Origin of the sequence: Flavobacterium sp., assembly GCF_004295795.1 — a bacterium.
In the GTDB taxonomy this organism is placed as follows: Bacteria; Bacteroidota; Bacteroidia; order Flavobacteriales; family Flavobacteriaceae; genus Flavobacterium.
Window position 1 is genome coordinate 115539 of sequence record NZ_SEBR01000008.1, and the last position, 24652, is coordinate 140190.

At 47.3% G+C, this 24652-nt stretch carries 19 protein-coding genes; 11 read left to right on the plus strand and 8 right to left on the minus strand.

Annotated elements, in window-relative coordinates; genetic code table 11:
• The first annotated feature begins 62 nt into the window (after positions 1–62).
• From EOO49_RS08940 to EOO49_RS08965, 6 genes are all read left to right on the plus strand, one after another.
• Positions 63–605, plus strand: coding sequence for a hypothetical protein (locus EOO49_RS08940; RefSeq protein WP_290844807.1), 543 nt, complete (start codon positions 63–65; stop codon positions 603–605).
• A 36-nt stretch (positions 606–641) separates the two neighbouring features.
• Positions 642–1205, plus strand: coding sequence for a hypothetical protein (locus EOO49_RS08945; protein ID WP_290844809.1), 564 nt, complete (start codon positions 642–644; stop codon positions 1203–1205).
• Positions 1206–1291: 86 nt separating this feature from the next.
• Positions 1292–2320, plus strand: a complete 1029-nt coding sequence (locus EOO49_RS08950; RefSeq protein ID WP_290844811.1) for a S41 family peptidase — start codon at positions 1292–1294, stop codon at positions 2318–2320.
• A 146-nt stretch (positions 2321–2466) separates the two neighbouring features.
• Positions 2467–4017 (plus strand): T9SS type A sorting domain-containing protein, encoded by a 1551-nt coding sequence (locus tag EOO49_RS08955; protein ID WP_290844813.1) that lies wholly within the window; start codon positions 2467–2469, stop codon positions 4015–4017.
• A 20-nt stretch (positions 4018–4037) separates the two neighbouring features.
• Positions 4038–4856 (plus strand): hypothetical protein, encoded by an 819-nt coding sequence (locus EOO49_RS08960; RefSeq protein WP_290844815.1) that lies wholly within the window; start codon positions 4038–4040, stop codon positions 4854–4856.
• A gap of 53 nt (positions 4857–4909) precedes the next feature.
• Positions 4910–6568 (plus strand): glycoside hydrolase, encoded by a 1659-nt coding sequence (locus EOO49_RS08965; protein ID WP_290844817.1) that lies wholly within the window; start codon positions 4910–4912, stop codon positions 6566–6568.
• Positions 6569–6604: 36 nt separating this feature from the next.
• Here EOO49_RS08965 and EOO49_RS08970 read toward each other — a convergent pair whose 3' ends face one another.
• Together EOO49_RS08970 and EOO49_RS08975 are read right to left on the minus strand one after the other, a co-directional pair.
• Positions 6605–8926 carry a PAS domain-containing protein gene (locus tag EOO49_RS08970; protein WP_290844819.1) on the minus strand — a complete coding sequence of 774 codons (2322 nt, stop codon included), beginning with the start codon at positions 8924–8926 and terminating at the stop codon, positions 6605–6607.
• A 136-nt stretch (positions 8927–9062) separates the two neighbouring features.
• Positions 9063–9437 carry a hypothetical protein gene (locus EOO49_RS08975; RefSeq protein WP_290844821.1) on the minus strand — a complete coding sequence of 125 codons (375 nt, stop codon included), beginning with the start codon at positions 9435–9437 and terminating at the stop codon, positions 9063–9065.
• A 148-nt stretch (positions 9438–9585) separates the two neighbouring features.
• Here EOO49_RS08975 and EOO49_RS08980 point away from each other — a divergent pair, with 148 nt between their 5' ends.
• A complete protein-coding gene (locus EOO49_RS08980; RefSeq protein WP_290844823.1) occupies positions 9586–11721 on the plus strand; it encodes a carboxypeptidase-like regulatory domain-containing protein in 2136 nt (711 codons plus the stop codon).
• A gap of 67 nt (positions 11722–11788) precedes the next feature.
• Here the strand turns inward: EOO49_RS08980 and EOO49_RS08985 are convergent, their stop codons facing one another.
• Positions 11789–15394: a T9SS type A sorting domain-containing protein gene (locus tag EOO49_RS08985; RefSeq protein WP_290844825.1), complete on the minus strand. Its 3606-nt coding sequence runs from the start codon at positions 15392–15394 to the stop codon at positions 11789–11791.
• 265 nt (positions 15395–15659) lie between these two features.
• Here EOO49_RS08985 and EOO49_RS08990 point away from each other — a divergent pair, with 265 nt between their 5' ends.
• Entirely contained in the window at positions 15660–16553 is an 894-nt protein-coding gene (locus EOO49_RS08990; RefSeq protein WP_290844827.1) for a DUF72 domain-containing protein, read from the plus strand.
• On the opposite strand, the gene EOO49_RS08995 is transcribed toward EOO49_RS08990, so the two are convergent.
• Positions 16550–18943, minus strand: coding sequence for a hybrid sensor histidine kinase/response regulator (locus tag EOO49_RS08995; RefSeq protein ID WP_290844829.1), 2394 nt, complete (start codon positions 18941–18943; stop codon positions 16550–16552). The two genes, EOO49_RS08990 and EOO49_RS08995, sit on opposite strands and share 4 nt — an antisense overlap.
• Before the next feature lie 321 nt (positions 18944–19264).
• On the opposite strand from EOO49_RS08995, the gene EOO49_RS09000 reads away from it, so the two are divergent.
• Entirely contained in the window at positions 19265–20152 is an 888-nt protein-coding gene (locus EOO49_RS09000; protein WP_290844831.1) for a MerR family transcriptional regulator, read from the plus strand.
• Between the two features lie 54 nt (positions 20153–20206).
• On the opposite strand, the gene EOO49_RS09005 is transcribed toward EOO49_RS09000, so the two are convergent.
• From EOO49_RS09005 to EOO49_RS09020, 4 genes are read right to left on the minus strand one after another with little or no spacing between them, the layout of a single operon-like run.
• The gene (locus tag EOO49_RS09005; protein ID WP_290844833.1) at positions 20207–20755 is read right to left on the minus strand and encodes a DUF4252 domain-containing protein; all 549 of its coding nucleotides are present in this window, start codon (positions 20753–20755) and stop codon (positions 20207–20209) included.
• A gap of 6 nt (positions 20756–20761) precedes the next feature.
• The gene (locus EOO49_RS09010; protein ID WP_290844835.1) at positions 20762–21298 is read right to left on the minus strand and encodes a DUF4252 domain-containing protein; all 537 of its coding nucleotides are present in this window, start codon (positions 21296–21298) and stop codon (positions 20762–20764) included.
• 13 nt (positions 21299–21311) lie between these two features.
• On the minus strand, positions 21312–21767 hold the full coding sequence (locus EOO49_RS09015) for a hypothetical protein (RefSeq protein WP_290844837.1): 456 nt from the start codon (positions 21765–21767) through the stop codon (positions 21312–21314).
• The gene (locus tag EOO49_RS09020; RefSeq protein ID WP_290844839.1) at positions 21754–22263 is read right to left on the minus strand and encodes an RNA polymerase sigma factor; all 510 of its coding nucleotides are present in this window, start codon (positions 22261–22263) and stop codon (positions 21754–21756) included. Before EOO49_RS09020 ends, EOO49_RS09015 begins: the two co-directional genes overlap by 14 nt.
• A gap of 153 nt (positions 22264–22416) precedes the next feature.
• Between EOO49_RS09020 and EOO49_RS09025 the strand changes: the two genes are divergently transcribed.
• Both EOO49_RS09025 and EOO49_RS09030 read left to right on the plus strand, forming a co-directional pair.
• A complete protein-coding gene (locus EOO49_RS09025; RefSeq protein WP_290844841.1) occupies positions 22417–23097 on the plus strand; it encodes a hypothetical protein in 681 nt (226 codons plus the stop codon).
• Positions 23098–23216: 119 nt separating this feature from the next.
• Positions 23217–24644, plus strand: a complete 1428-nt coding sequence (locus EOO49_RS09030; protein WP_290844843.1) for a S41 family peptidase — start codon at positions 23217–23219, stop codon at positions 24642–24644.
• Positions 24645–24652 lie beyond the last annotated feature (8 nt).

The window sequence follows — 24652 nt, forward strand, 5'->3', positions numbered from 1 at the left end:
CATCGGCCAGGAAAAGAACTTTTATTCCTTTTCTTTACCTTTATCGAATCACAACAAAAGCTATGACGGAAATAACAATGTGGTCGATTTTGACTTTACTGGTTTTTGCGACCTTTTTGGCAATGTTGGTTCTCGGCTTCAAAAACAAAAACCGAAAAGTCATTAAAGTAGCGTTTTTGGCGCTTTTTTGTTCCCTTTCCTGCGCAATTTGGACGATCCATTTGAATGCGATCAAATCGTACAGCCAATTATCCAATGTTTTCACGCCGAGAACCGGAGACGAAATTTACAATGCGATGTTTGGGCAGCTCCGTTTCGATTGCGTAAAAGTTCTGAACTATCAGGATCGGGTGATACCGATGATCGACTCTGAAATCAAATTGCATTTCAAAACTTGCCCGCAAGAGATCAAAAAGATCCTGATTCCAAACACTTTCAAGGCAAAAATCATGGTTGCAAGCGAACTGGCACCTGGCGACGGATGGTTCAGACCGGAAACGTTGGGCGAAAGCATCCTGTTTTTTGAGGCCAAAGACAAAAAGGGAAACACGGTAAATATTTACGCTTCCCGAGACTGCACCAACTGTTTTGCCAGGATATTCTAGACGGACAGCAATCCTAAATTTATTGACATTTTTAAAGTGGGAAAGCTACTCTGTATTTTCGTACTGATTTTCATCGGATGCCAAAAATCGAAAACCGTCGAACGAATCGAAGTGCTCTCCTATTTCAACAACGCCAAAGATTTCAAAATTTACGCCACGTCCGACAAAATGGGCAAAACCGAAGTGCTGTTCAAATCGAAGACATCAGATTCGGTCGACAATTTCCACATGAAAATCGCGAAGACAGTTTGGGATTCGGTCGTCCATGAATCTGAAAATTGGAACCCTCAAAAATCCAAATTCGCAAATCCTGACAAATTCTGGTATTGCGGCGATCGGCATGGCATTGCAATCACCTATTCCGACGGGCAAAAACTGTACTTTCAATATCCGTTCGTCGACAAACACAACAAACAATTCAAGGCATTTCAACGCATTTTCAACCAAATTCAACGCGATTCGGCGAAAGCGCAAAGATGGAATTTTGCTAGCGTCGGAAAAATCCATCTCGAACAGAAGGAAATGTCGGCTCATTTTTTTAAAGTCGATTCCACACGGATTTCAGCCGTTGAAAAAGCCGGACTTTCCAAAAAACATTAATCGAATTCCGACAGATTTTACGCCCTGATGCAACCATCGGATTCAAAAACGAGTCTGTTCAATAAATCAGATCAACACAAACACAAATGCCAAAAGTCCTCAAATTGATTTTTCTGCTGTCGATCTGCGTATCGTGTCACGCCCAAAAGTTGACTGCAAAAGACAGTATTTCTATATTTTACGACAGATTTTTCTCGGTTTTAAAAACGGAGTATCTGTTAAAAAACGCAATCGATTGGAAAACAATAGAGTCCGAAACGAGGCAAAATATCTCGAAACACGAAACCTTCAAAAGTGCGCTGCAAGAAACCAGGATCGTGTTTGACAAGATTGGCGGCACGCATTGCAAAGTGATGTTCCAAAACGAGAATTATGGTGCGAAGATCGACATTCCGGCGCTCGAGAATTTCAGCGAACAATGGAAAGCCAAAAACGCCACAAAGCCCAGTTTCGAAGTCAAGGTGCTCGACGGTAAATACGGCTACATCTTATTGCCGTCCCTAAAATACAACGACTTCAGTCCGGCTTACACGCACAAGATCGCCCAGCCTTTGTACGACAAGATTCACGAGATCAAAACCAAGCACAAAATCGAAGGTTGGATACTTGACCTGCGTTTCAATCTGGGCGGAAACGACGCACCGATGCTGCTTGCACTTTACGATTTTCTGGGCGACAACGCTGTGTGGGGAACGCTCGACAGCGACAAAAAACCGTACGCAAAAACGCGATTGTCGAAAGGCAGATACTTCAGCGATTCCTACAAAGTCTCGCACATCAATCCAAAAGGTGAATCACTCGAAAAAGCGAAAGTGGCAGTTATCACCGGACTTTTGACAGCGAGTTCGGGTGAAGTCACGGCTTTGGCGTTCAAGGGCCGACCGAATTCGATTTTCATAGGCGAACCGACTTTGGGAATGACGACGGCAAATGTCGTAAAACCGATGCCCTTCGATGCGCTATTGGTTGTGAGCATCGCCTACGATTGCGATCGAAACGGCACTTATTACGAGAAGATCACGCCCGATATCGCCATTTCCAAAAAGGACAATTTCGACGATTTGCTGTTGGACGAAAACATTTTGCAAGCCATAAAATTCGTTTCCGGTACCTAAATCCAAACGCTTTTTCGATTTCTACAAATTCTTGGGTTCTTGGGCTTTACAACGCTAGGACGATTTCTCCAATTCGAAATAAGTTACGATATTCGGAAGGAAATCGCGTTTCAAAAAATGCGACACAACCAAAAAACAGCAGGCAAATGAAAAAACTACTACTCTTACTTGTGTTGATTTCGGCCAAATCGATCGGCCAGACAACGACTCGCTCCTTCCCGCTTCCGGCTTCTTCGACGAACTATTCGTTCGGAAGTTCGGCACCCATAAAACCTACGCCAGACGGCGGCTATCTGCTCAATTACAGTTATTCCTATCCAAATTGGGACGTCGCTCCGGGCTATCAATCTACCGTGATCAAGACCGATTCGAACTTCAATCCTTTGTGGAAGTCGCGACTTCCGGGCGGAAACGGCAAAAACACGATCTTGCTCGACGACGGCTCGTCCCTCTTTTTTACCGATTCGGGAAATTTGGTGAAACTCGCCGCAAACGGACAAACGATTTTCTCGATCGGAAATTTCGTGACCTATCCGGATCGCGTCAATATCACTGGAGCCGAACTTATCGGAACGACCATAAAAGCAGTCGGCAGCAAGGATACTTACAACGGTTTCGGCTATGTCACGACTTCGGTTCCCGTACTTATCGATTTTGATTCCGATGGAAATGTGGCAACGACTTTCACGTTGACCGGATCGCCCGCATTTGGCCGTCCGGCGAATATCACCAGTGACGCTTCCGGAAATTTTTACATTACGGGATACGTCGATGGCGGAAATTACATCTGCAAGATCGACGCTTCCAACAACGTGCAATGGTGCAGGAAATTCAAGGCTTCAAACAATGATAACAGTTCGCTTGGGGTAAACGCCATGACGATTTTACCAAACGGCGAAGTCTTGCTGGCCGGACGTTTCTACAATTACTCGACCTCTGCCGGGGCGCTTTTCATCTACCGACTTTCTGCCGACGGAAACCAGATCTCGGCCAAGACTATCGACACATACGAAAGCGGGATCACCAGTGTTTCTCGTTTGCCAAACTCCGAAATCGTTGCGACAGGAAGCCTGCGGGAAGATGTCGGTTCGATTGACCGAATGTTCAGTATGAAATTGAATTCCAACTGCGAATTCCTGTGGTTGAAGCGCTATAATTACGGCTTCGGCATGAGCGCGCCTTTCCAGAAAACCGATTCTAATTGGTACTATGCCGCATTTCACAACAATTACGCCTTCGACAACAATCCGATTCTGTTCAGCACTGACAGCGATGGCCAAACCGACTGCGACTATTCGAGCTTGAATTTGAATTTTGTCGATTTGCCGCTGTTTTTCAGCACGCTGAATCTAACCCTCACCGCGAATCCGACTTTGCTCGGGCCGCCTTCAACGATAAATCCGTTCGCTTCGGAAAACCAAACTTTCACTGATGCGTGCATTTCGCTTGGCGCGGATGAATTCCCGAGGAATGACAAACTTTCGGTTTTCCCGAATCCTTCAAAACGCGAAATCAACGTCGTTTGTGAATCTCAGATCAAGTCGATTGAAGTCTTCAACGCTTTGGGACAAAAAGTGAAAAACTACGATATCAATGCTCTTGAAACCTTGATTTCGATTGAAAAAGCCGGCGTTTATCTGCTTCAGGTCACGACCCAAAACGGCGTCAGGAACGCGAAGGTCGTCATCTCCGAATAAGACAGTCAAACCCAAATAAAATGAAACGGTATTTTGTCGCGATTTCGATAGTGTTGACACTTTTGTCATGTCAGAAACCAGAAAAACCGACCAAGCTTTTGTCGAATCGCGCGTTTTTGTCCCAAGTGAACGACAGTACGAAAACTACCAAAGCAATCCTAGATTCGATCTTGCCGAGCGTCCTCGAACTGTCAAAATCTGACACGGCAACTTTCTTTTTCGGACACGACGAATTCCTCGATGAGGAGCCATTTCGCGAAATCTTGATCGGAAGGTTTCTCGACAGATCGCAAGTGCTTGCCACCGAGGTTCATTTCAGGGATTCGACAATCAACTTTTACGCTTTGGCAGACCGAAAGTGGAACAAGACCGGAAGCGAAAAAACCGATTTTGCCATTTTCAGCATAGACTTCGACGATCTCGACAACGACGGCAAACCCGAAATCCTGACATCGAGCTCTCCAAACATGAACGGCAATCGCTGGCTGAACATCTATCGCTTCTCGAACAAGACCAAAACGATCAAGTACGCAGGCGCTTTCAACACAGATTACAAGATCAAAAAAAATGCGAAACAAATCGAGGAAACCTACGAAGGCAGCGCTTACATGGACAGTTGGAAAACGCTGTACGAATGGCGAGACGAGATGTTGGTTCCCGTAAAAAAAGTCGTTTTGGCTCACGAATTCCCGGTTAAAAACGACGATGAAAAACTGTTTTTCGACTATTACGAAAATGCTTCGAATGGCATTGATGGACTCGAACTCAAAAGGCGCGAAGTTTATGATGGAAATGAAAAGCAATCAGCGATTTGGGATACTTTTTTCACCGATAAATGATTCCGAAACGATATTGGTGTAACTTATCGGATTCAAACCACAAACATTTCCAAGTGCGCCAAAAAATCCAAACTTATCTCACCATCCTTTTCCTGATCCTGAATCTTGCCCCACTTTATTCACAGGATTTCTACGGAAGCGAAACCCGCCAAAATTGGCTCGCTGTCGCGGACGCTAACAAGCCCAAACTAGTCGAAACCGTAAAACGTGCAACGTCAATTGTTTCGATTTCACCCGATGCATCGGCGTTTCAAGGCTTCAAAGCGATCCAGACAGGAAAAACCGAAACCATATTTTCAGGATCGTTCAAGAAACAAAGCGGCGCCGTTCTGGATTTTGGCGAACATTGTACCGGATATTTTACGTTCGAAGTCAAAACGATCAACAGCGTGGCCGACGCGCCTTTGCGTTTCAAATTCACTTTTGGCGAAGTTGCGTCAGAAGTTGCCGTGCCTTTCGATCCTTACACCGGCGGATTGAGTCGGGCGTGGTTGCAGGACGAGATCGTTACGGTGATGGAACTTCCGGCCAAAATAACGATTCCGAGACGACTCGCTTTCCGATACGTCAAAATCGAGCTTTTGGGTAGTTCGCCTTATTTTGATTTTGCGCTTTCCGATGCTTTCGTGACCGCGACGACTTCGGCAATGCAAAAACCGGCTGACCTGAATTCCGATACCTCGAAAATCATTTCCGAAATCGACAAAATCGGGCTGGCAACGCTCAAAGAATGCATGCAGACGGTTTTCGAAGACGGCCCAAAACGCGACCGCAGGCTTTGGATTGGCGATGTTTATCTGCAAGCACAGGCAAGTACGTATTCGTTCAGGCAACACGATTTGACCAAACGCTGTCTTTATCTGTTAGCCGCGCTTTCGCAAAAAGACGGCTTTCTGCATTCGAACGTCTTTGAATCGCCACAGCCGCACGCCCAGGAAGGTTCGCCGTTTTTATTCGATTATGCGCTTTTGTACAACGTGCTTTTGAAAGATTATCTGGAGGCGACGCGCGACACCAAAACCGCTCAGGATTTGTGGCCTGTCGCCAAACGCCAAATGGACAACATCGAAAAATATCTCGATCGCAACGGACTTTTCGACGCGGACAAGGCAGCCAAAAACGGTTGGTGGCTATTCATCGACTGGAACGACAAGCTCGATCGTCAGGCGTCGCTTCAAGGTGTGATGATTTTCAGCATGAAACAAACGCTCGAATTGGCGAAATCGCTGCACAAGGAAAATGAGGTGAAACAACTTTCGGAATTGATTTCCAAGATGAATAAAGCGGCTATCTCGAAACTTTACGACAAAAAAAGCGGTCTTTTCAAAAGCGGATCGTCGAAGCAAATTTCGTACGCATCCCAATCTTGGCTTGTGCTCGCAAAAATTTTGCCGACAAAAGACGCCCAGAAAACATTACTGAATCTGCAAAAGGAAAAAAATGCCATAAAACCTGGCGGCCCGTATCTTTACCATTATTACGTCCAAGCGCTTATCGATTCAGGATTGCAGAACGAAGCCAGAAAAGTCGTCACCGAATACTGGGGCGGAATGGTCAAAAAAGGCGCGGACACCTTTTGGGAAGTGTACGATCCGAACGATGAAAAACTATCGCCTTACGGATTTTACCCAATCAACAGTTATTGCCACGCTTGGAGTTGCACGCCGGTTTACTTCATCCGAAAATATCCGGAGATCTTTCAGAAAAAATGATCTTACGGAATCATCGGGGCAAGTTCCAAAATCGTTTCAAATACCATTTTCGACCTGAACCAAAGGCAGTTCGATCACGAAAATCGCGCCTTTGCCAGAACTTCCGTGAGCCGAGATCGTTCCGCCGTGGCGTTCGACGATTTTCTTGCAAAGCGATAAACCCAGTCCGGTTCCTTCGTATTGGTCTTTGGAATGAAGCCGCGTGAACGTCTCGAAAATCTTTTGGGCGTGCGCTTCCCCGAACCCGATTCCGTTGTCGCTCACCGTGATTTTTGCCCGATTCTCACCGATTTCCGCGTTGATCGCTATTTCCGGGCAAACGTCGGCTTTGGCAAATTTGATCGAATTGTTTATCAGGTTGTAAAAAAGTTGGTAGAGCAAAACCGGCGCTCCTTCGAGCGTAGGCAAATTCGAAAATTGGATTTTTCCGCCCGTTTTCTGCAACGCCACTTCGAGATCGGTTTCGATATTTCGCATGACTTCGTTCAGGTCGACAGCTTCGGGTTGCTGCATTCCGGCGTTGATCGTCGAATAGGCCAAAACGCCGTCTATCATCGTGAACATGCGGTCTGTGGCGACGTGAATCCTGTCGATGAACTTGCTTGCCGAATCGTCGAGTTTGTCATCGATGTGATTCTCCAACCGACTCACGAATGTCTTGATCTTGCGAACAGGTTCTTTGAGATCGTGCGAAGCCACGTGCGCAAATTGCTGCAGATCTTCGTTCGAGCGCTGCAATTCCTGTGTTCTTTCGGCCACTTGGTGTTCCAAAGTTTCGGTCAGTAAACGATAGCGGTTCTCGCTTTCCCTTAACGCTATTTCGGCTTTCTTGGTCTCGGTCACGTCGCTTGCCGCCCCGAACCATTCCGAGATTTCGCCGTTTTCGTCGAGAATCGGGATCGCTCTTGAAAATGTCCAGCCAATGCCGCCTTCGGCATCAAAAACCTCGTGCTCGAGCTCGAAAGTGCTTTTGGCTTTTACGGCTTTGGCGACTTCGGCTTTCACCCTTTTGCTGTCGTTTTCGGGAATGTATTTGTCGATCCAATTGAACATCGGTTCGCTCGTATCCGACAAAAATCCGCGTCCTTCAAGATTCCGCATTACCGACCAATCGGCATTCATGCGATAGACGGCATCAGAAGTCGCATTGACCAAAGCCCTGAAATTGCGTTCACTTTCCTCGAGTTTCTTTCGGGACGTAACTTGTTCGGTCACGTCTATCGCGACTTGTATCATTCCCGTGATCTGTCCGTCCTCCACCAACGGACGATAGGCGATATTGTAATAATAAGTATGGAGTTCGCCCGTTCGTTTGTGGGAAACCTCGACCTCGAACTGGTCGAAATTCACGCCTTCGCGATACACCTTGAGCACCTGTTCCCAAATGTATTGGTCTTTGAGTTCGGGCATCAACTCGAGCAATGGCGTTCCCACGACTTCTTGCCCAAAACCGATCATCGCCAGCATCGTTTTATTGACTTGAGAGATTACGAGATCGTCTCCGCGAAGCACCAAAGTCGGAGCCGGCGTCTGGTCGATCATAGACATCAACCTGTTTTCGCTTTGTTGCAAATTTTCCTCGGCCCGCTTGAGTTCGGTGATGTCACGCGTCGTGCCGGCAATAGCTTCGACTTCGCCGTTTTCGTCGAAAATCGGGGTAAAAATATAGTCGTAGACGCGTTTCCCGAATTCGGCATGCGGAAAAGAGACCGTTCCTCGGATTGGCTTTTTCGTAGCTGCAACCTCATCGATTTCGCGTTCGTGCATCAACGCGTGCCATTCCTCGTATCCGTTGTCGCGTAAACCTTTGCCAATCGCGTCTTCGGCAGCTTTTCCCCACATTGTGAGCAGCGCTTTGTTCGCATAAGTGAAAATGTAGTCGAGACTGAACACATAAACCAAATCGGGCGTTGTGTTTATCACCGAATCGTACAATCTTCGTTGTTGGTCGGCGGTTTCGAGTGCTTTGTTCAGCGCGGCTTCGGCTTCCATCCTTTCGGAAATGTCTTCGGCCGTAACCACGATCAAATTCGATTGTTTCACCACCGTGAACCGAAACCAATGCCGCAATCCCGAGCCTTCGTAAAAACGCTCGAAATTCGCCGTAATGCCGCTTTCGGCAACTTCGATAAAACGCTGTAAAATTCCCGATCCGCTCAAATTCGGGAACAAATCCGTGGCTTTTTTGCCTTTGTAATCGATCTCGCCCAAGCGCGAAAGGGCAAATGTGTTGAGTAGCAAAATCGAGAAATCGACGCATTTTCCGTTCTCATCAAGAATCGGTTCCATTACTGCAATTGCGTTCGAAGCCGAATCGAAAACCGCCTGAAAAAGGTCTTTGTTGTGGGTAAATTCCATGTTGACACTATCCGAATCCAGCGTCCGATAACTTTTTCAGACCGCGTTCGGAACAAACTAATTTAGAAAAACCGAGTCAGATACGCAAAGCAGAAATGACATCCGATTCCCATTTGGACCAAGATTCGGCTGATTTTCATTTATCAAGGGCAGCCAAATACGCGTGAAAATTCTCGAATCCGTTGTTTTCCGGATGTTCCAGATCGATCATCTCACCCAAACCCGTATCGAAAATCTGCCAATGCATCGCACGCGAAATTCGAACGATCTCATAAAGCGCGTTTTCGTTATAAAGCGTGAGCATTTTGTTGCTTGCGGGCGCATCGTCCAGGAAAAAATTCAGCGCATAGTTTTCGTTTTCGACGTCTGCATTGTTGCCGTCGATTTTGATCGGATGCAGGTTTTCGAGAAGAGCCGAATCAAAATCGGTTTCAAAAAGCAAGTCTTCGTCAATATCTTCGACCGACCCGATTTTTTGCGTGGAATTAAAAAGCACGATGTCCCAACTCATGACGGTTCTTTTTTGGATTTGAATGTATCGGACGAAAATAGGTAAAAGAATCCCGTAAAATGCGCATCGGAACCTGCAATTGACTTTTTGTGAACATCGGTTTCCAACCTCTTAACGCAATCTGGCATCTATCCAAAAAACAAACAGTATGAAGACCTTTCCTAACCGACGCATTTTACATTCACTCGCCATTTTGTTTTTCAGCCTGACGCTTTCGGCCCAAAAACTTTCCGGAACGATCACGGACGAAGAAAAAGAACCGCTTCCAAAAACCGAGGTCACGAACCTTTCGAACCATTTTGTGACTTATTCCGACAAGAACGGCAACTTTTCGATCAAAGGAAAAAAAGGCGACAAACTCAAATTTTTCCATGCAAACAAACCGACTTTCGAAGTTGAGGCAAACGCTGACAACAAAGTGACATTCGCCGGAATAGCCGAAAAAATGATTGCGGAACGACAACGCCTCGCAACCGAAAAACCGAAGATCCAAAAAGCGGCCGTGACACATTCCAAAGGCGCGAATCCATACAAAAAAGCGATTATCGGACGTGTCAGCGATGCGAGCGGACCGCTTCCGGGCGCAACGGTCGTGGTTTTGGAAACCAAAGCCAAAACGATTACAGACGTGGACGGCTATTTCGGGATCGACGCGAAATTCGGCCAGACGCTCGTCGTATCGTTCGTGGGATTTCAGGAAGCCAGAATCAAGATCAAAAACAAGGTCGTGAACGTCAAACTCAAGGACGGCGGCATGGCTTTGGGCGAAGTCGTGGTCACAGCCCCGCTCACAGTTCGCAAAAAGGAAGTCGTGAGTTCTTCGACGGAAGCCGTAACGGTTGGTTACGCGTCCGCAAAAGATGCGAAGTTGACCGGAAAAGTTTCAGGACTCGCCGTTTCTGCCGACAAAGCCGTGGAAGCTGTTCCAAGAGCCGACAAATCCGAAGCGTTTGCCGCACGCGAAAAATCGAGTCAGAAAGCCGGCCAATTGACCGCGGGCGAAGTCAACGATTTCTCGAAATTCGAATATTGGACAGATATCGCTTCAGAACAATTGTCGACTTGGCAGCAGAAGTGGAAAATGCAACCGAAATTTCGATATTCGGTCGTGGCGGTAAACGACAAAAGCGCGCCGGTCGTGGGCAGGACTTTTTATCTCACGGACGATTCGGGTCTCAAGATCTGGACGGCCAAAACCGACAACAACGGACGCGCCGAGCTTTGGTTCCATCCGACGGAAGCCAAAAATCCGTCTTCGAAAATATCGATCCAGGACGAAAATCACAAGACGGTAATCGCCAACGCGGTCGAGTTCAGGAAAGGAATCAACACGGTAAAAATAAAGGCCGATTGCGTCTCGAAACCAAAAGTTGACATCGCGTTCATGGTCGACGCCACGGGATCGATGAGCGACGAAATCGAGTACCTGCAAGCCGAACTTTCTGATGTGATAAAACGCACGAGAGCCGAACTCGGGAACGCGGAAATCTCGCTTTCGAGCGTCTTCTATCGTGATCACGGAGACGAATATGTAGTCAAGGCTTTCGATTTCACCAAGGAAACCGAACAAGTCGTGGCATTTATCGAAAACCAGCAAGCTAACGGCGGAGGCGATTATCCCGAGGCCGTGACCGATGCTTTGGAAACATCGGTGAACGCACTTTCGTGGAATGAAGATGCGACCTCAAAACTGCTTTTCGTGCTGCTCGACGCTCCGGCTCACGACGATGAACAAAACGTGGCCAAGTTGCAGCGACTCGCCAAATCAGCGGCCGAAAAAGGCATTCGCGTGGTTCCGATCGCGGCCAGCGGAATGGACAAAAGTGCCGAATACCTGATGCGTTCGATCGCGTTGCAGACAAATGGGACGTATCTGTTCATCACGAACGACAGCGGAATCGGCAACGATCACATAAAACCAACCACGGACAATTACAGCGTCGAGATGCTGAACGACCTCATTTTGCGCGTAATCGTTCAGTTTTCGAGACTTTCGGGTTGTGCCGACAAAGAGGTTGCGACGAATAAGATCACCGAAAGACAAATCAGCGATTTCAAGTGGACTTATTTCCCGAATCCGGCCAAAGACATCGTGACGATCCGTTTGGAACAAGAGGCGAACGGCGTCGAGCTTTTCGACATAAACGGGAAATTGTTGTTTTCCAAAAACCACAGATCGTCTGACTATACTTTGGATTTGTCCGGACTTCCGAATGCGGTTTATTACTTGAAAGTCGCAACCGAAAAAGGAATTCTCACGGGAAAAATCGTGAAGGCGAATTGAGAATCCACATCTGACGAAAACAAAAAAGCAGCCCGTGAAAGCTGCTTTTTACTCGTTTTAAAAAAGTCTATCTTTTGACGAATCGGCTCACGAAGGTTTTGTCTGAGTTGCGCACTTCCACCAAATAACTTCCAACGGAAAGTCTGGAAACGTCTATTCCTTCAGAAAAATCAAAGTTTGTGACGCTTAACAGCAACATGCCCTGAAGATTGTAGATGTTGACGGACGATGCCGAATTCAGATCACCCATTTTCAAATGAAGTTTTTGGCTGGCCGGATTCGGATAAACCGTCAGGCGGATTTTGTCCACGTCCGGATTCGCCATCAATTGCTCTACGAAAGTCGACGCCGTGTTGGTTGCGATCGCCGGATTGTAATCGAAGAATATCGCAGCGGAATTCGTGAAATTGTCGCCGTAAGTAAGCGAATTCAATGTCTTGATCTTGAACACGAGATAACCGTCGTTGACCGCATCCTGATAAGGAAGGTTGATTGCGCCAAAGTAGAATTCGACTTTGTTGCCGTCTGTGATTCGCGTCGTGTAGGTGTGACTTCCCGTAAGCGGCGTCAAGGTAGTGATGTCGAATTTGGAAGTGTCGATGTTGTCGTGTACCGAAATGTTTTCGGCCGCGTAAGTGCCATTATTTTCGAATCTGATCATATAATGCACGTACTCGCCCACTTTTCCAATCGGAATCAAATTGCCTTCAAGACAGGTTTTGTCGTTCGGATCGTAGGAATTCACTACGGTTTGGTGCAACGTGAATTGGTTGTCGTCTGGCGTTTCATCCGCAACCGATGAAGAAATGCCCACCGTGTAATCAAGGACGCTTCCCGCATTCAACGACGGCACTTGTACCGGCGAATTCAACAACATGTTTATCGTTATCTCGCGTTTTTCCTGTGGATAAAGCGCAGAGAAATTCCAGTTTACCGAACCTGGCGAAGCAGTTCCAGCAGGAAAACTTGAGACGAAATCGCTTACCGTATCGTTGTACCCGAAGTTCACGCTACCCGAAAGCAATTGATTTCCTTTGTTGCGGTAGACGATTTTGTAGGTCGCCGAAAACCCCGGGCGAGCCGCGTCGATTGGAAGCACTACGACTTCGAGATCAGGATGTATTCCGACCGGAGTAACGCAGAAATTTTGCTGGCTGGGACTTTGCGTGGTAGGGAAGTTTACCGAAGTGGCTGTAGGCGAAGCACTGAAATAGGTCGGATTCTCGAATTGTGGCGTCAAGGTGTATTGTCCTTCGGTCACGCCGATGTTGAAATTCCCCGAAGAATCGGCGATGTAAGTGAACGAATCGCTGGAATTGGCAGCCGTAAACTGGTACTTGAGCCAAGGAAATACCGGATCGTTCGCCTGGCAACCGTTGTTATTGCTGTCGAGCCTGTTCTGGCCTTGTAAAAAATAAGTGGCGTCTCCGGCGACCAAACGCACCAATCCGTAAAGCTGACGGTCGTCGTACATCTTCATGCCGCGCAGGTAAAGGCTTCCGTCGTCTAACTTCGTGAAACGCGCTTCCCAGGAAACCGTCGGCGTGCTTGTAGTCGCCACCGAACCATCGGCGTTGAGCAACGAGAGTTTGTTCGCATAGATCGCGTTATCATAAAGGTTTATCGCGATTTTACCGTCTGCCAATACACACGCATCGTTGACGTAACTGTTGGCCGGCAGCGAAAAAGTGAAAGTGGAATCGAGGCTGCCGTCGGCATTTAGGCGCACGAGCGATTTGCTTTGTCCGCCAATCGTGAATTCGCCTACGACAAGAATCTTTCCGTCGTTCTGTAGCTCGATACGTGAGGCCGATCCTGCGCTGATTCCCGACGGAACCACAAATGTCGGATCGTAGTTGAAAGAGTTCGCGTTGAATCTCCTGATGCTTCCGCCGTTGTAGCCGAGCGCCAGCAACATTTTTTGGTCCGATTGGAATTTGACGTCGAATACGCGCGGATAGTAATCTGTGGCGTAGTTGATCGTCGCCCCGTTTGCGAACACCCGCATGAGTCCGTTCCCACTACTTCCGGTCTGATTGTTGAAACCGACCATTACGCCGCCGGCCGGATGAGGCACCATGACCTTGACCGAGCCCTGAGCTGAGAAATTCGGTTCGGTGCCGGCGTTCGAAACCGGAAAACTCGTGTCTTTCGAACCATTGGGATTCAACCTGATCATATTGCCACAATTCGCTCCGTTGAAGCGGTTGAAGTTGCCCGTCACATAGATTTTGCCATCAGCATCGACCACGGCTGCCGCGATCGACGGCTGGACGCCTGAAGTGCCGCTGAAGCCAAAGACGCCGCTGGCAAACGAATTATCTATCGAACCGTCGCTGTTCAGGCGCGCGATGAGTTGGTGGTGTTCGCCGTTATAAGTCCAGAAGTATCCGGCCACGATCAGTTTTCCGTCGGGTGTTTTGCAGACCGAATTCACAGCCTGGTTGTAGAAGCCTTTCGGATAATTCTGATAAGTCGGATCCCACGAACCGTCGGCATTGATTCTCACGATGTAAGGATTTTCGACCTCGAGGTAACCGTTCATTCCTGATACCAAAGCCTTTCCGTCAGGTAATTGCGTGATACAGGTGACATTCGAGATATTGGCGAACGAGGTGAGTTCGGGAAAACTCGTGTCGCGCGTGCCGTTGGCGTTGAGTCTGATAAAATCTTTTGCGGGCACGCCATTGAAATGCGTGAAAACGCCGCCCGCCAGAATTTTCCCGTCAGGCTGCACTTGGATGTCATTTACCGTGCAATACAAATAAGCCGTTGCGTAAAATCCTTCTCCTCCAAGAGAGAAAGAAGTGTCAAGACTTCCGTTTTGGTTTAGCTTGGCCAGACAAGAAGAACTCGTGCCACTGATTCCCGTAAAACGACCTGCTACCAGGATTTTCCCATCTGGAAGTGCGACGATTTTCTGGACGTTGGCACTTGAACCCGTCAGCCCACTGAAAGTAGCTGTCGCAAAACTGCTGTCGAAGGCGCCATTGGCAGTTAGTCTTGACACTTTATTCTTGTCGGAATAAAAACTGTTGTAAGTGTTATGGGTCGCCAGAATCGTTCCCGAGGGCTCGATTGCGATATTTTCCCAACGGTAGTTTGCGGGAGTGACGAACGAAGTATCGACCGTGCCGTTGGCGTTCAGGCGAATCAAGTTGTTGAAGATATTGCCGCCAGAATTAATGGCCGAATCGCCGATCACGAGAATCTTGCCGTCGGGTTGTTGGTAAATCTTTAGTACGCCGTAATTGTACATTGTTCCCAAAGGCGCGTCAAATGTGGTGTCTAGCGAGCCGTCGATGTTGAAACGGGCGAGTTTGTAACGCGTTACGCCGTCTATTTTGTTGAAATCTCCGCCCACGAGCAATTTCCCGTCGGGTTGCAGCAAAACGTCCTGGAAAATGGCCGCCTCCGTTCCGTTGAGGAAAACGTGCGGCACAAATGTATTGTCGAGTTGGTTGCCTACCATTCGCGTAAGGCTGGTTTCGTTGACGATGTAGATCTTTCCGTCGGGCCCGACGAGATGTTTCCTGATGTCGAGGTCGATGAAGTGATGGTTCGTAGGAAGATTGACCGCGTTGAAAGCAGCGTCAATTTGCAATGGATCAAGATTTTGGGCGATTCCCGATAGCGAAAGGCACGAAAACAGACAGAGTAGAATTCTATTCATTTGAGTTGTTTTATGGTCAGGCAAGTTAGCGATTATTGGCTACGAAAAACGAAGCCCGATTTTTCACTTTTTTTCGCACTGGAACGCCGACCAGCCCGGATGCGGTGAAAAATCCTTTTGCAGCCGACGAAGACGGTTTTCACGACAAAAACAGCGACCCCAGGAAGCTCGTTTTGGGCGTAGAAAACCGCGAGACGGCAAAAAAGATTGGAGCCGGCAGCCGGATTGGCTGGCCAAAAACGTAACTTAGCGAAAAACCAATGCTATGATTTTCGGCCAAGTTCCCAATCCCGGTGAAGTCGATTTTACGCTTCCGAAAGACGATTCGAAGACAAAGGAAATTCTCAACAAACACAAGAACGACGCGCCATTTGAGGTTTCGATCGGATGTGCGAAATGGAACAGGACTGACCTCAAAGGATTTTATCCGCGAGGCACGAAAGACGAATTGGCGTATTATTCGACCCAATTCAACTCGATCGAGCTCAACGCAACTTTCTACGGAATGCCGACCTGGCAACAAGTCGAAATCTGGAGAGACAAAACGCCGGACGATTTCAAATTTTTCCCAAAAATGACAAACACGGTTTCGCACTTCAAGCGCTTGATCGACGTAAAAGAACCGGTCGATGCTTTTTGCAATGCCGTGAGCAATTTCGGGGACAAATTGGGAATGTGCTTTTTGCAGCTGCACGACAATTTCAAACCGAAGGATTTTTCGAGGTTGGACAAAACGCTGCGGGAATTCCCGAAAGGTGTTCCGCTTGGACTTGAAGTTCGCAACAGCGAATGGTTCAGCGACGAAAAGGCCAAAAACGAGTACGAGAATTTGCTGGAAGATCTTGGAATGGCAAACATCATTGTCGATACGGCCGGCCGACGCGACATGTTGCACATGCGGCTCACGAGTCCGGTGGCTTTCGTAAGATATGTGGGCGCGAATCACGCCAGCGATTACAAGCGACTCGAGGATTGGGTCGAGCGCATCAAACTTTGGCGCAAAGAAGGTTTGCAGAAACTGTACTTTTTCGTGCACCAAAATATCGAACTCGAATCGCCTTTGCTGGCCGAGAAGTTCATCAACGACATCAACGAAGAGTTCAAACTTTCCTTGCCCGTCCCGGTTCGTCAGCCGACGCAGAAATCAATGTTCGACTAAGCAAGTTTCAACAACGACTCCGCGGCCAAAATCGCAGGTTCGCCAAAGAAAATGTTGTCGATTTTCTCGTATAGCAGTTTTTTGTCGATCGGTTTCGTGATGTAATCGTTTACTCCGAGCTCGAAAACGCGGTCTTTGCTTTCCAACGTCGTGTCGGCCGTTACCACGATTATCGGGATTTGCGTGTTCAGTTCTCCGGTTTTTCCCGCGCGGATCGCTTCCGTGGCTTCGTATCCGTCCATGACCGGCATCTGTAAATCCATCAGCACGAGGTCGAATTTTTCCTGCTTCATCTTTTCGAGACATTCGGATCCGTCGGCCGCGACCGAAAACTGCACGCCCAAAGTCTTGAGCATCATTTTGATCACCATCTGGTTCATGGCGTTGTCCTCGACGATCAGGATGTTTTTGTCTGAGTAGATTTTCTCGAGTGGTTTCGTTTCTTCGACCGCGATCGCAGCGATTGCCGCAATGTCGTAATCGAGCGTTATGATGCACGTCGTTCCTTTGTCGACTTCGCTTTCGAGCGCGATTTTTCCTTCGTGAAGATCGACGAGCGATTTTACGATGCTCAATCCGATGCCGAAACCGCCGAATTTGCGCTTATTGTCGAAATTGCTTTGGGAGAAAAGCCCGAAAACCGATTCGAGTTTTTTCTTCGGAATTCCGGCGCCCGTGTCGGCTATGATGATTTTGAGCTTGAGGTTTTGGTCGACTACTTTTCCTTCGATCCGGAACGAGATTTGGCCTTCGGAAGTGAATTTACAGGCATTGCCCAACAGATTGTACAGCATTTGCTCAAGTCTTACGGCGTCGCCAAAAACCGAAATTCCCGTGTCGATGTTGCTCGCGAATTCGAAATTGACGCCTTTGTCCTGGATTTGCTTGCGCATCGTACCTCGCAATTTGTCGAAAACCTCCTGGATCCTGAATTCGGTCCGGTCGAGTCGCAGCTCGCCTTTTTCGATGCGTGAAAAGTCCAGAATATCGTTCACGGACGAAATCAATCCATAAGACGCGTATCGGATAATCTCGCAATTGTAGCGGATTTTCTCGCTGTCGGTTTCTTCGTGCATCTGGCTTGCCAATCCCAAAATGGCGTTCAAAGGCGTGCGAAGTTCGTGGCTCATGTTCGAAAGGAAATACGATTTTACGTCGTTCATTTCCTCCGATTTCTGAAGCGCGACTTCCTGAAGTTCTTCCTTTTTGGTTTTCAGCAACTTGATTCTGTTGGCCATCGAAAGCGAAAGGGCAATGATTTCGAGTGCGATTCCGGGTTTTGTGATGTTGTCTGTCGAGAAATCGTCCGGGAAAATCCCGAAGTTCATCGAAACGGCGAGCGCCAGACAGAAAAACAGGATCAAAATACCACCGACGTAGAAGCGGTCAATCTCTTGTTTTCTCACAAATTTGGTGACTACCGTAGCGAAAATCAGCAAAATTCCCAAAAGTGTCATCAGGTTGATGAAAGGATACGCAAAGGCCAAAAACGACGGAAACGCGACAACCGCCGCGAATTCCACCGTAAGTATGGCGAACAAGACCTGATAGAATTTGTATAGCACCGGATTTTCGGTCTTGATCTCGAGCACGGTCACGCTATACCGTCCGAAGAAATAACAACTCAGGATTGCCGTAAGGATCACGACGTGGTTGTCGAGCCAGTTTCCGTTTCCGAAATATTGGTGGTAAAATCCGTCGAGGGCGAATTGGCACAAAGCCATGAAAATTACGTAAAGCGAATAATGCAGGAACGAGATTTCCCGCAACGCGAAATAGAAAAACAGGTAAGTGATTGCGATCACGGCCAAAATTCCGAAGAAAAGTCCCATCACCAACTGATCGTGATACGTGCTTTCGAGCAATTTCGAAGGCTTGATGAGCTTCAGCGGAAGGTTGTTTTTCTCACCGTCGTTGCGGACCTCCATGTAAGCGGTCAATTGCTGTCCGTTGTCGATCGAAATGTCGAAGACCGATTTACGGCTTCCGACGGCTCGCTCGCCCGATTTCAGTTTGTCGCCCGAATGTTGCACCTGCACTTTTCCGTCCGACGAAACCAGATACAAATCGACGTTGTCAGTCACCGGTTCGGCGGTTTCGAGATAATAGCGCACGGATTCGTCCAATCGATTTTCCAACTGGAATTTGACCCAATAAGTGTCTTTGGTGAAACCGAGGTTGCCGAGTCGGCCCGAGAGCGGTTTGAATTGGAGTTTTGCTTTTCCGCTGTAAACGTCCTTGAACGAAAATTCCTTTTGCTTGACATTGGCGATCGACGCTTTGTTCAAGATGGAAATTTCTTCCGGGAGATTGTTTTCCTGGAACACGAATTGGGAGTTCGCGACAAGGCAGCATAGAAAAAGTACTGCCGAAAGGAGTAATTTTTTCACGATAGTAGGTGTTTTTGGGACGGGAAACTTAGAAAACTCCGTTTAGAAATCCTACTCGATCGCAATAAATTTTGCGTACAAAGTGGTAATTGGTGCGCATTGCGAATAAATGTAACGTTCAACATTTCAATTTGTCATTTTTGGATGCCGCAATTTACGAGCAACACGCGATTTCGGTTTCCAAAAAGATTGCTTTTTTTTGAAGCGAAGGTAAAATTGAGGTGAAATTTGTCTTTATGTAGGTGAAGTTTACATCATTCACAGACTTGCACATTTGTTAAAAGGAAAGTACTTAACTTGTTTAAGCATTCCTCATTAACTATGAACATAAAGACGAAATTCAGCATAAAAGATCTTGAAAACCTTTCGGGAATCAAGGCGCATACGATCCGCATCTGGGAAAAAAGATACAATATCCTGCAACCGATGCGCACCGACACGAATATCCGTTTCTACGATTCGGACAATCTCAAAAAACTGCTTAACGTGGTTTTGCTGCACAAACACGGCTATAAAATCTCGAAGATCGGGACGATGGGCGATGAGAAAATTCCGCAAATGGTCGATCAGATCGTTTCCAGAAAAAGTGCGAAAAACCACGCCATCAATGCTTTCAAGCTTTCGATGATGAACTTTGACCAATCGCTGTTCTTCAAGACTTATGCGAGTTTGCTGGCCGAAAAATCGTTCGGGGAAGTTTTCTATGACGTCCTGCTTCCGCTTTTGGACGAAGTTGGAAGTTTGTGGCAAAGCGGTACGATCACGCCGGCCCACGAGCATTTCATTTGCAACTTGGTGAGACAGAAAGTTTTTTGCAACACCGAAGAAGTCCAAAGAAACGAACCCTCGAGAACCGATCGTACTTTCATCCTGTTTTTGCCACAATTCGAAATGCACGAAATGGGCTTGATGTACCTGCACTTCGAAATCACATCTCGCGGTTATCGCAGCATTTACCTGGGCGAAGGCATTCCGATTTCGAGCTTGAAAGGCATGAAAAAACTGTTTACAAATGTGACGTTCGCGACCTATTTTACGGTCGAGCCGAAAGTGGACGAAGTCAACAACTATGTCGAGGCGATCCAATCCCAGATCATGGACGGTGATTCCGAACTTTGGCTTTTTGGAAAACGCAGTTCGCAAGTCAACAATTCGCGTCCGCGGCTCACGGTTTTCAATTCGCTCAAGTCGGCGGTCGATTTATTGTAAAACAAAAAAAGCGCTCCAAAACAGAGCGCTTTCTTCTTTAAAAAATCGAATCGATCAACCTTTGTTTTTCATGAGCTGTTGTAGCGGTTTCAACTGTTCCATGTCGAAATTCGACTCTCGCAGCAATGCCATCATTTCCATGACCGAATTGGCGTTCATTTCGTCTCCGATGATCCTTACCACGACGAATCCATTTTCCTTGCGGTTGGCGAAAATCACGAATTCCTCGATGTGGTCGTCGTCTTTCCCGACAAAACTTATCGAACCGCCATCCTTGCCTGATCCGAAACTCATCAATTTCTGATACTTTTCGTCTTTTAGCAAAGCTTTGACCTTGGCCGATTCGGCTTTGTATTCGGCTTCGTTGTGCAAACTGTCTTTGATCGTGTAGGCCAAAACGTTGATCTTGTCGAACGTGTTCAGCGCTTTTCTCTGTTCGGGCGTCAAAGCGTCTTCCTTGACTTTCAACACTGATTGTCCGATGTCGAGCACGACGAAATTCGGTTTCTCCTGTTTCTCGACGAAATACTTCTGTAAAGTCGGTTCGGAACTGCACGAAGCCAGCGCCAAGGCGAACATCGCGACTAAAATGAATCGTTTCATGGTTTCTTATTTTGAGCCTTTGGCACCTTTACTCGCTTTTTTCAAGCCGTCGCCGCCTGGCAAATTCAATTTATCGGTAAGCATCGAAATGTCGTTCAGGTCGAAATCTCCCGTGAGTGACATCAACACGGTTTCGTTCTTGCCGCTGCCTTCGATAAACATCAGCAACTCGCGAACGTTCGTGTCAGACTTGCCTGATTTTACGAGGATTTTGATGTTCTGGCCTTTTTCGGTGACGCGCATCAGTTCTTCCAAACCGGCACTTTTCACGTATTTGTCAGATGTGGCTTTCATATCGCTCGTGACCCTTGAACTTTGGGTCGTGAAAACCCTGAGGTTGTCGAGCTTCGAGATCAGGTTCAGGTATTGTTGGTTTTCCTTGTTCTTGACGTCTCCCATCATTTTGAACATCTTTTTGGTGACTACTACCGCGGTCACGTCGTCTTGTCCGTCATATTTGTCGAATGCGGCGGTCTGGGCGAAAATCAGCGTCGGCATGAGCGCCAAGACGGCTGTAATTAGCAACTTTTTGAATGATTTCATGGTTTCTGGAAATTTACTTTTTAAAAACTTTGTCTTTTGATTGTTCGTACTCATTGATGTAATCGACGCTTTCCACGCCTTTGTTGACATGAGCGGCCAACATATCAAGCGCTTTTTGTGTTTGCTGGAAAGCGATTTCGGGATTTTCATACGTTCCCAACTCCTTTGGTGCCGTTGTGGGCGCATTGAGGTTGTTGTAAGCGAACGTTCCGATTCCCAAGAGCACAACGATAGAAGCGGCAACCGAAAGCCAAGCCACGCTCTTGCGTTTTCTGGGTTCTAAAGGCAAGGCACCGTCAAACCGTTGTTCTCTCTCTTTGACGAAATACCCGAACATCGAGCGGTATTGTTCCAAATGCTGCGCAACATTTGGCTGGGAAAAATACTCCTGCAATACGCGTTCTTCGGCCAGGGTCGTTTCCCCGTCAAAGTAGCTGTTTAGTAATGATTCTATTTTAGGCGATTCCATAGTTTTCTGTTTTTGTCATTTTGTCCCTCAATGTTTTTCTGGCTCTCGAAAGCGCGACTCGCACCGCGGTTTCATTCATTTCGAGCATTGAGGCGATTTCTTCATATTCATATTGTTCGACGTCACGCAATTGGACGATCAGTTTTTGTTGTTCCGGAAGGCTTTCCATCGCCTTTTCCATCCAAGCCCATCGGTCGCGATCTTCCACTTGCCTTTGTACCGATGCCGCGCTGTCGCTGTAATTGCTGTGCACGAGTTGCAGATTTCCGGCGCGTTTGCTCTTCAATTGGTCGAGACAATAATTCTTGGTCATCGTCATCGCGAGTGCTTCCACACTGTTGTATTGCGGCAGACTTTCGTTTTTCGTCCACAATTTGACCATCACTTCCTGGGTTGCGTCTTCGGCTTCCTCGGTGCTTACGAGCAATCGTTTGGCGAGCCGGAAGACTTTGTCCTTGAACGGGCTTATCGTTTTTATGAACTCAGATTGGTTCATGGTTTGTCGTTTATTAGGTCGGTTATATTGTGAAGACGAAGGTAGGTTTGTTTTGTAACAGCCTTTTCGAAAAAAATTTGCGAGTGGTTGAAAACTATGGCTTTCGCCGATTCATTCCTGTGGGACGATTTCTGATATTGCAACAAAAAACCAATGACCAGATTAGCGGTTTACGCAGTCGTCGGATTGTTCTTCGGAATTTGCTCCTGCCATAAATCCGACACAAAATCCGAACAAAAAATCGAAAAGCGAACGGTTGCTTCGGACACCATAAAATACCACAAAATCCGCAAACTTTCGATTACCGGCGATTTCGACGGAGACGGAAAGCAAGATGTTTTATCCGAACACTTCTACTCCAACGTCCAAAAACGCGAAATCTCCCAAACCGCCGATCCTTTCCAGGTCGAATGGGAAACGGTGATCAAGTGGTTTTACGATCAGGACGTGCAGCATTACATTGCGCTCGACAATCCGGCGAAGACCGAACTCAGACTCGGCAATACGCACGGCTTGCTTTGCCTGATAAACATCGGCGACGAAAATCGCGACGGAAAAGACGAAATCGCGCTCGTTCCAGACCTGCTTGATCACACGCGCTCGAACACCTGCACCATTTATTCGCTGTGCGACGGCAAATGGCAAACACTCAAGCAATTCGACATTTACGAAGGCGCGTTCGATTTTCAGGGCGTGCAACCCGTTTTCAATTCGGTTCCGGACTACCTCGAAAAACAAAACGGACGCTGGGTTTTCCACGATTACCACGCAGACTACGATAGCGCGCAAGACGTCGGGAAATTGTTGCCGTTAAAATTGGGAAAATGTAAATGATTTTCGGATTGGCGCAAAGTCTGACGAACCGATAATCGAAACCAGTACGGATTTCCGTAAACCACAAGTCCAATTTTTGAGTAATTTCGTAAATCATTGTAACTGACACTTTCACCGCTATGAAAAAGTTCCTGCTTGCTACGCTTTTATTGCTTTCAATCGGATTCACTCTTGAGTCTTGCCAACCTGACGATTCGAACTCCGTCCCGAAAGATCTGCGCATTTCAGATTTCGTCTGGAAAGGCATGAACCTGTATTATTTGTGGCAGGAAGACGTTCCGGATTTGGCTGACGACCGTTTCGCCAATCAGCAGGATCTGAATTTATGGCTGATGCAGAACAACGAACCGACCGCGCTTTTCAATCACTTGAGAGTCGACACTTCGATCGATCGGTTCAGTGTCATTTATTCGGATTATCGCGTGCTGGAAGGCATTCTTTCGGGCACGACAGGCAACAATGGTGTCGATTTCGGCCTGCGTTACAAAACCGGAAGCACGACCGAGATTTTTGGTTGGGTTCGCTATATTTTACCAAATTCCGATGCTTCGAACAAAGACATCGAACGCGGCGACCTTTTTTATGCCGTGAACGGAACGCCGCTTACCGTCAGCAATTACCAACAACTGCTTTCGGCCGAAACTTATACTTTGAACTTAGCCGATTTCGACAACGGAAACATCACGCCAAACGGACGATCGGTATCGCTGACGAAGACCGTCATTTCAGAGAATCCGGTTTATCTCGCCGATACTTTTCAGGTCGGAAGCCACAAAATCGGCTATTTGATGTACAACGGCTTCTATCCGAATTACGATACTGCGCTCAATAACGCTTTTGGAGAACTCAAATCCCAGAACATAAGCGATTTTGTGCTCGATTTGCGTTACAACTCCGGCGGATCGATTCAAACCGCAACGTATCTCGCAAGCATGATAACCGGACAATTCACCGGACAGACGTTCGCAAAAGAGCAATGGAATTCAAAACTCATGGACTATTGGAACGACAACAATCCCGAGACTTTGACCAACAAATTCACGAACCAGATTGGCGGAACGAACCTAAAAAGCCTCAATTTGACTACCGTTTACGTGCTGACCTCGCGAAGTACGGCTTCGGCCAGCGAATTGGTGATCAATTGCCTCAAACCTTATGTGAATGTGATTCAAATCGGAGACGTGACTACGGGCAAGAACGTCGGGTCGATCACGCTTTACGATTCTCCGTCTTTCGAAAAACGCGGCGCGGACAAAACCCATTTTTATGCCATGCAGCCAATCGTGCTGAAAGTCGTCGACAAAAACGGTTTCGGAGATTATTTCGAGGGCTTGCAACCCAATACTTCCTATGTGGAAAACCTTGGAAACCTTGGCGTTTTGGGCAATCCTGACGAGCCTTTGCTTTCGGCGGCGATTTCGATTATCACGGCAAACGGAAGACTGATGCCACAAAATTCCGAAAAGACCTTCAACCCATTCAAGGATTCGAAGTCGCTTGACGGTTTGCGCGACCAGATGTTTACCGATCGCATTCCTGCGAAGTGATTTTGTAA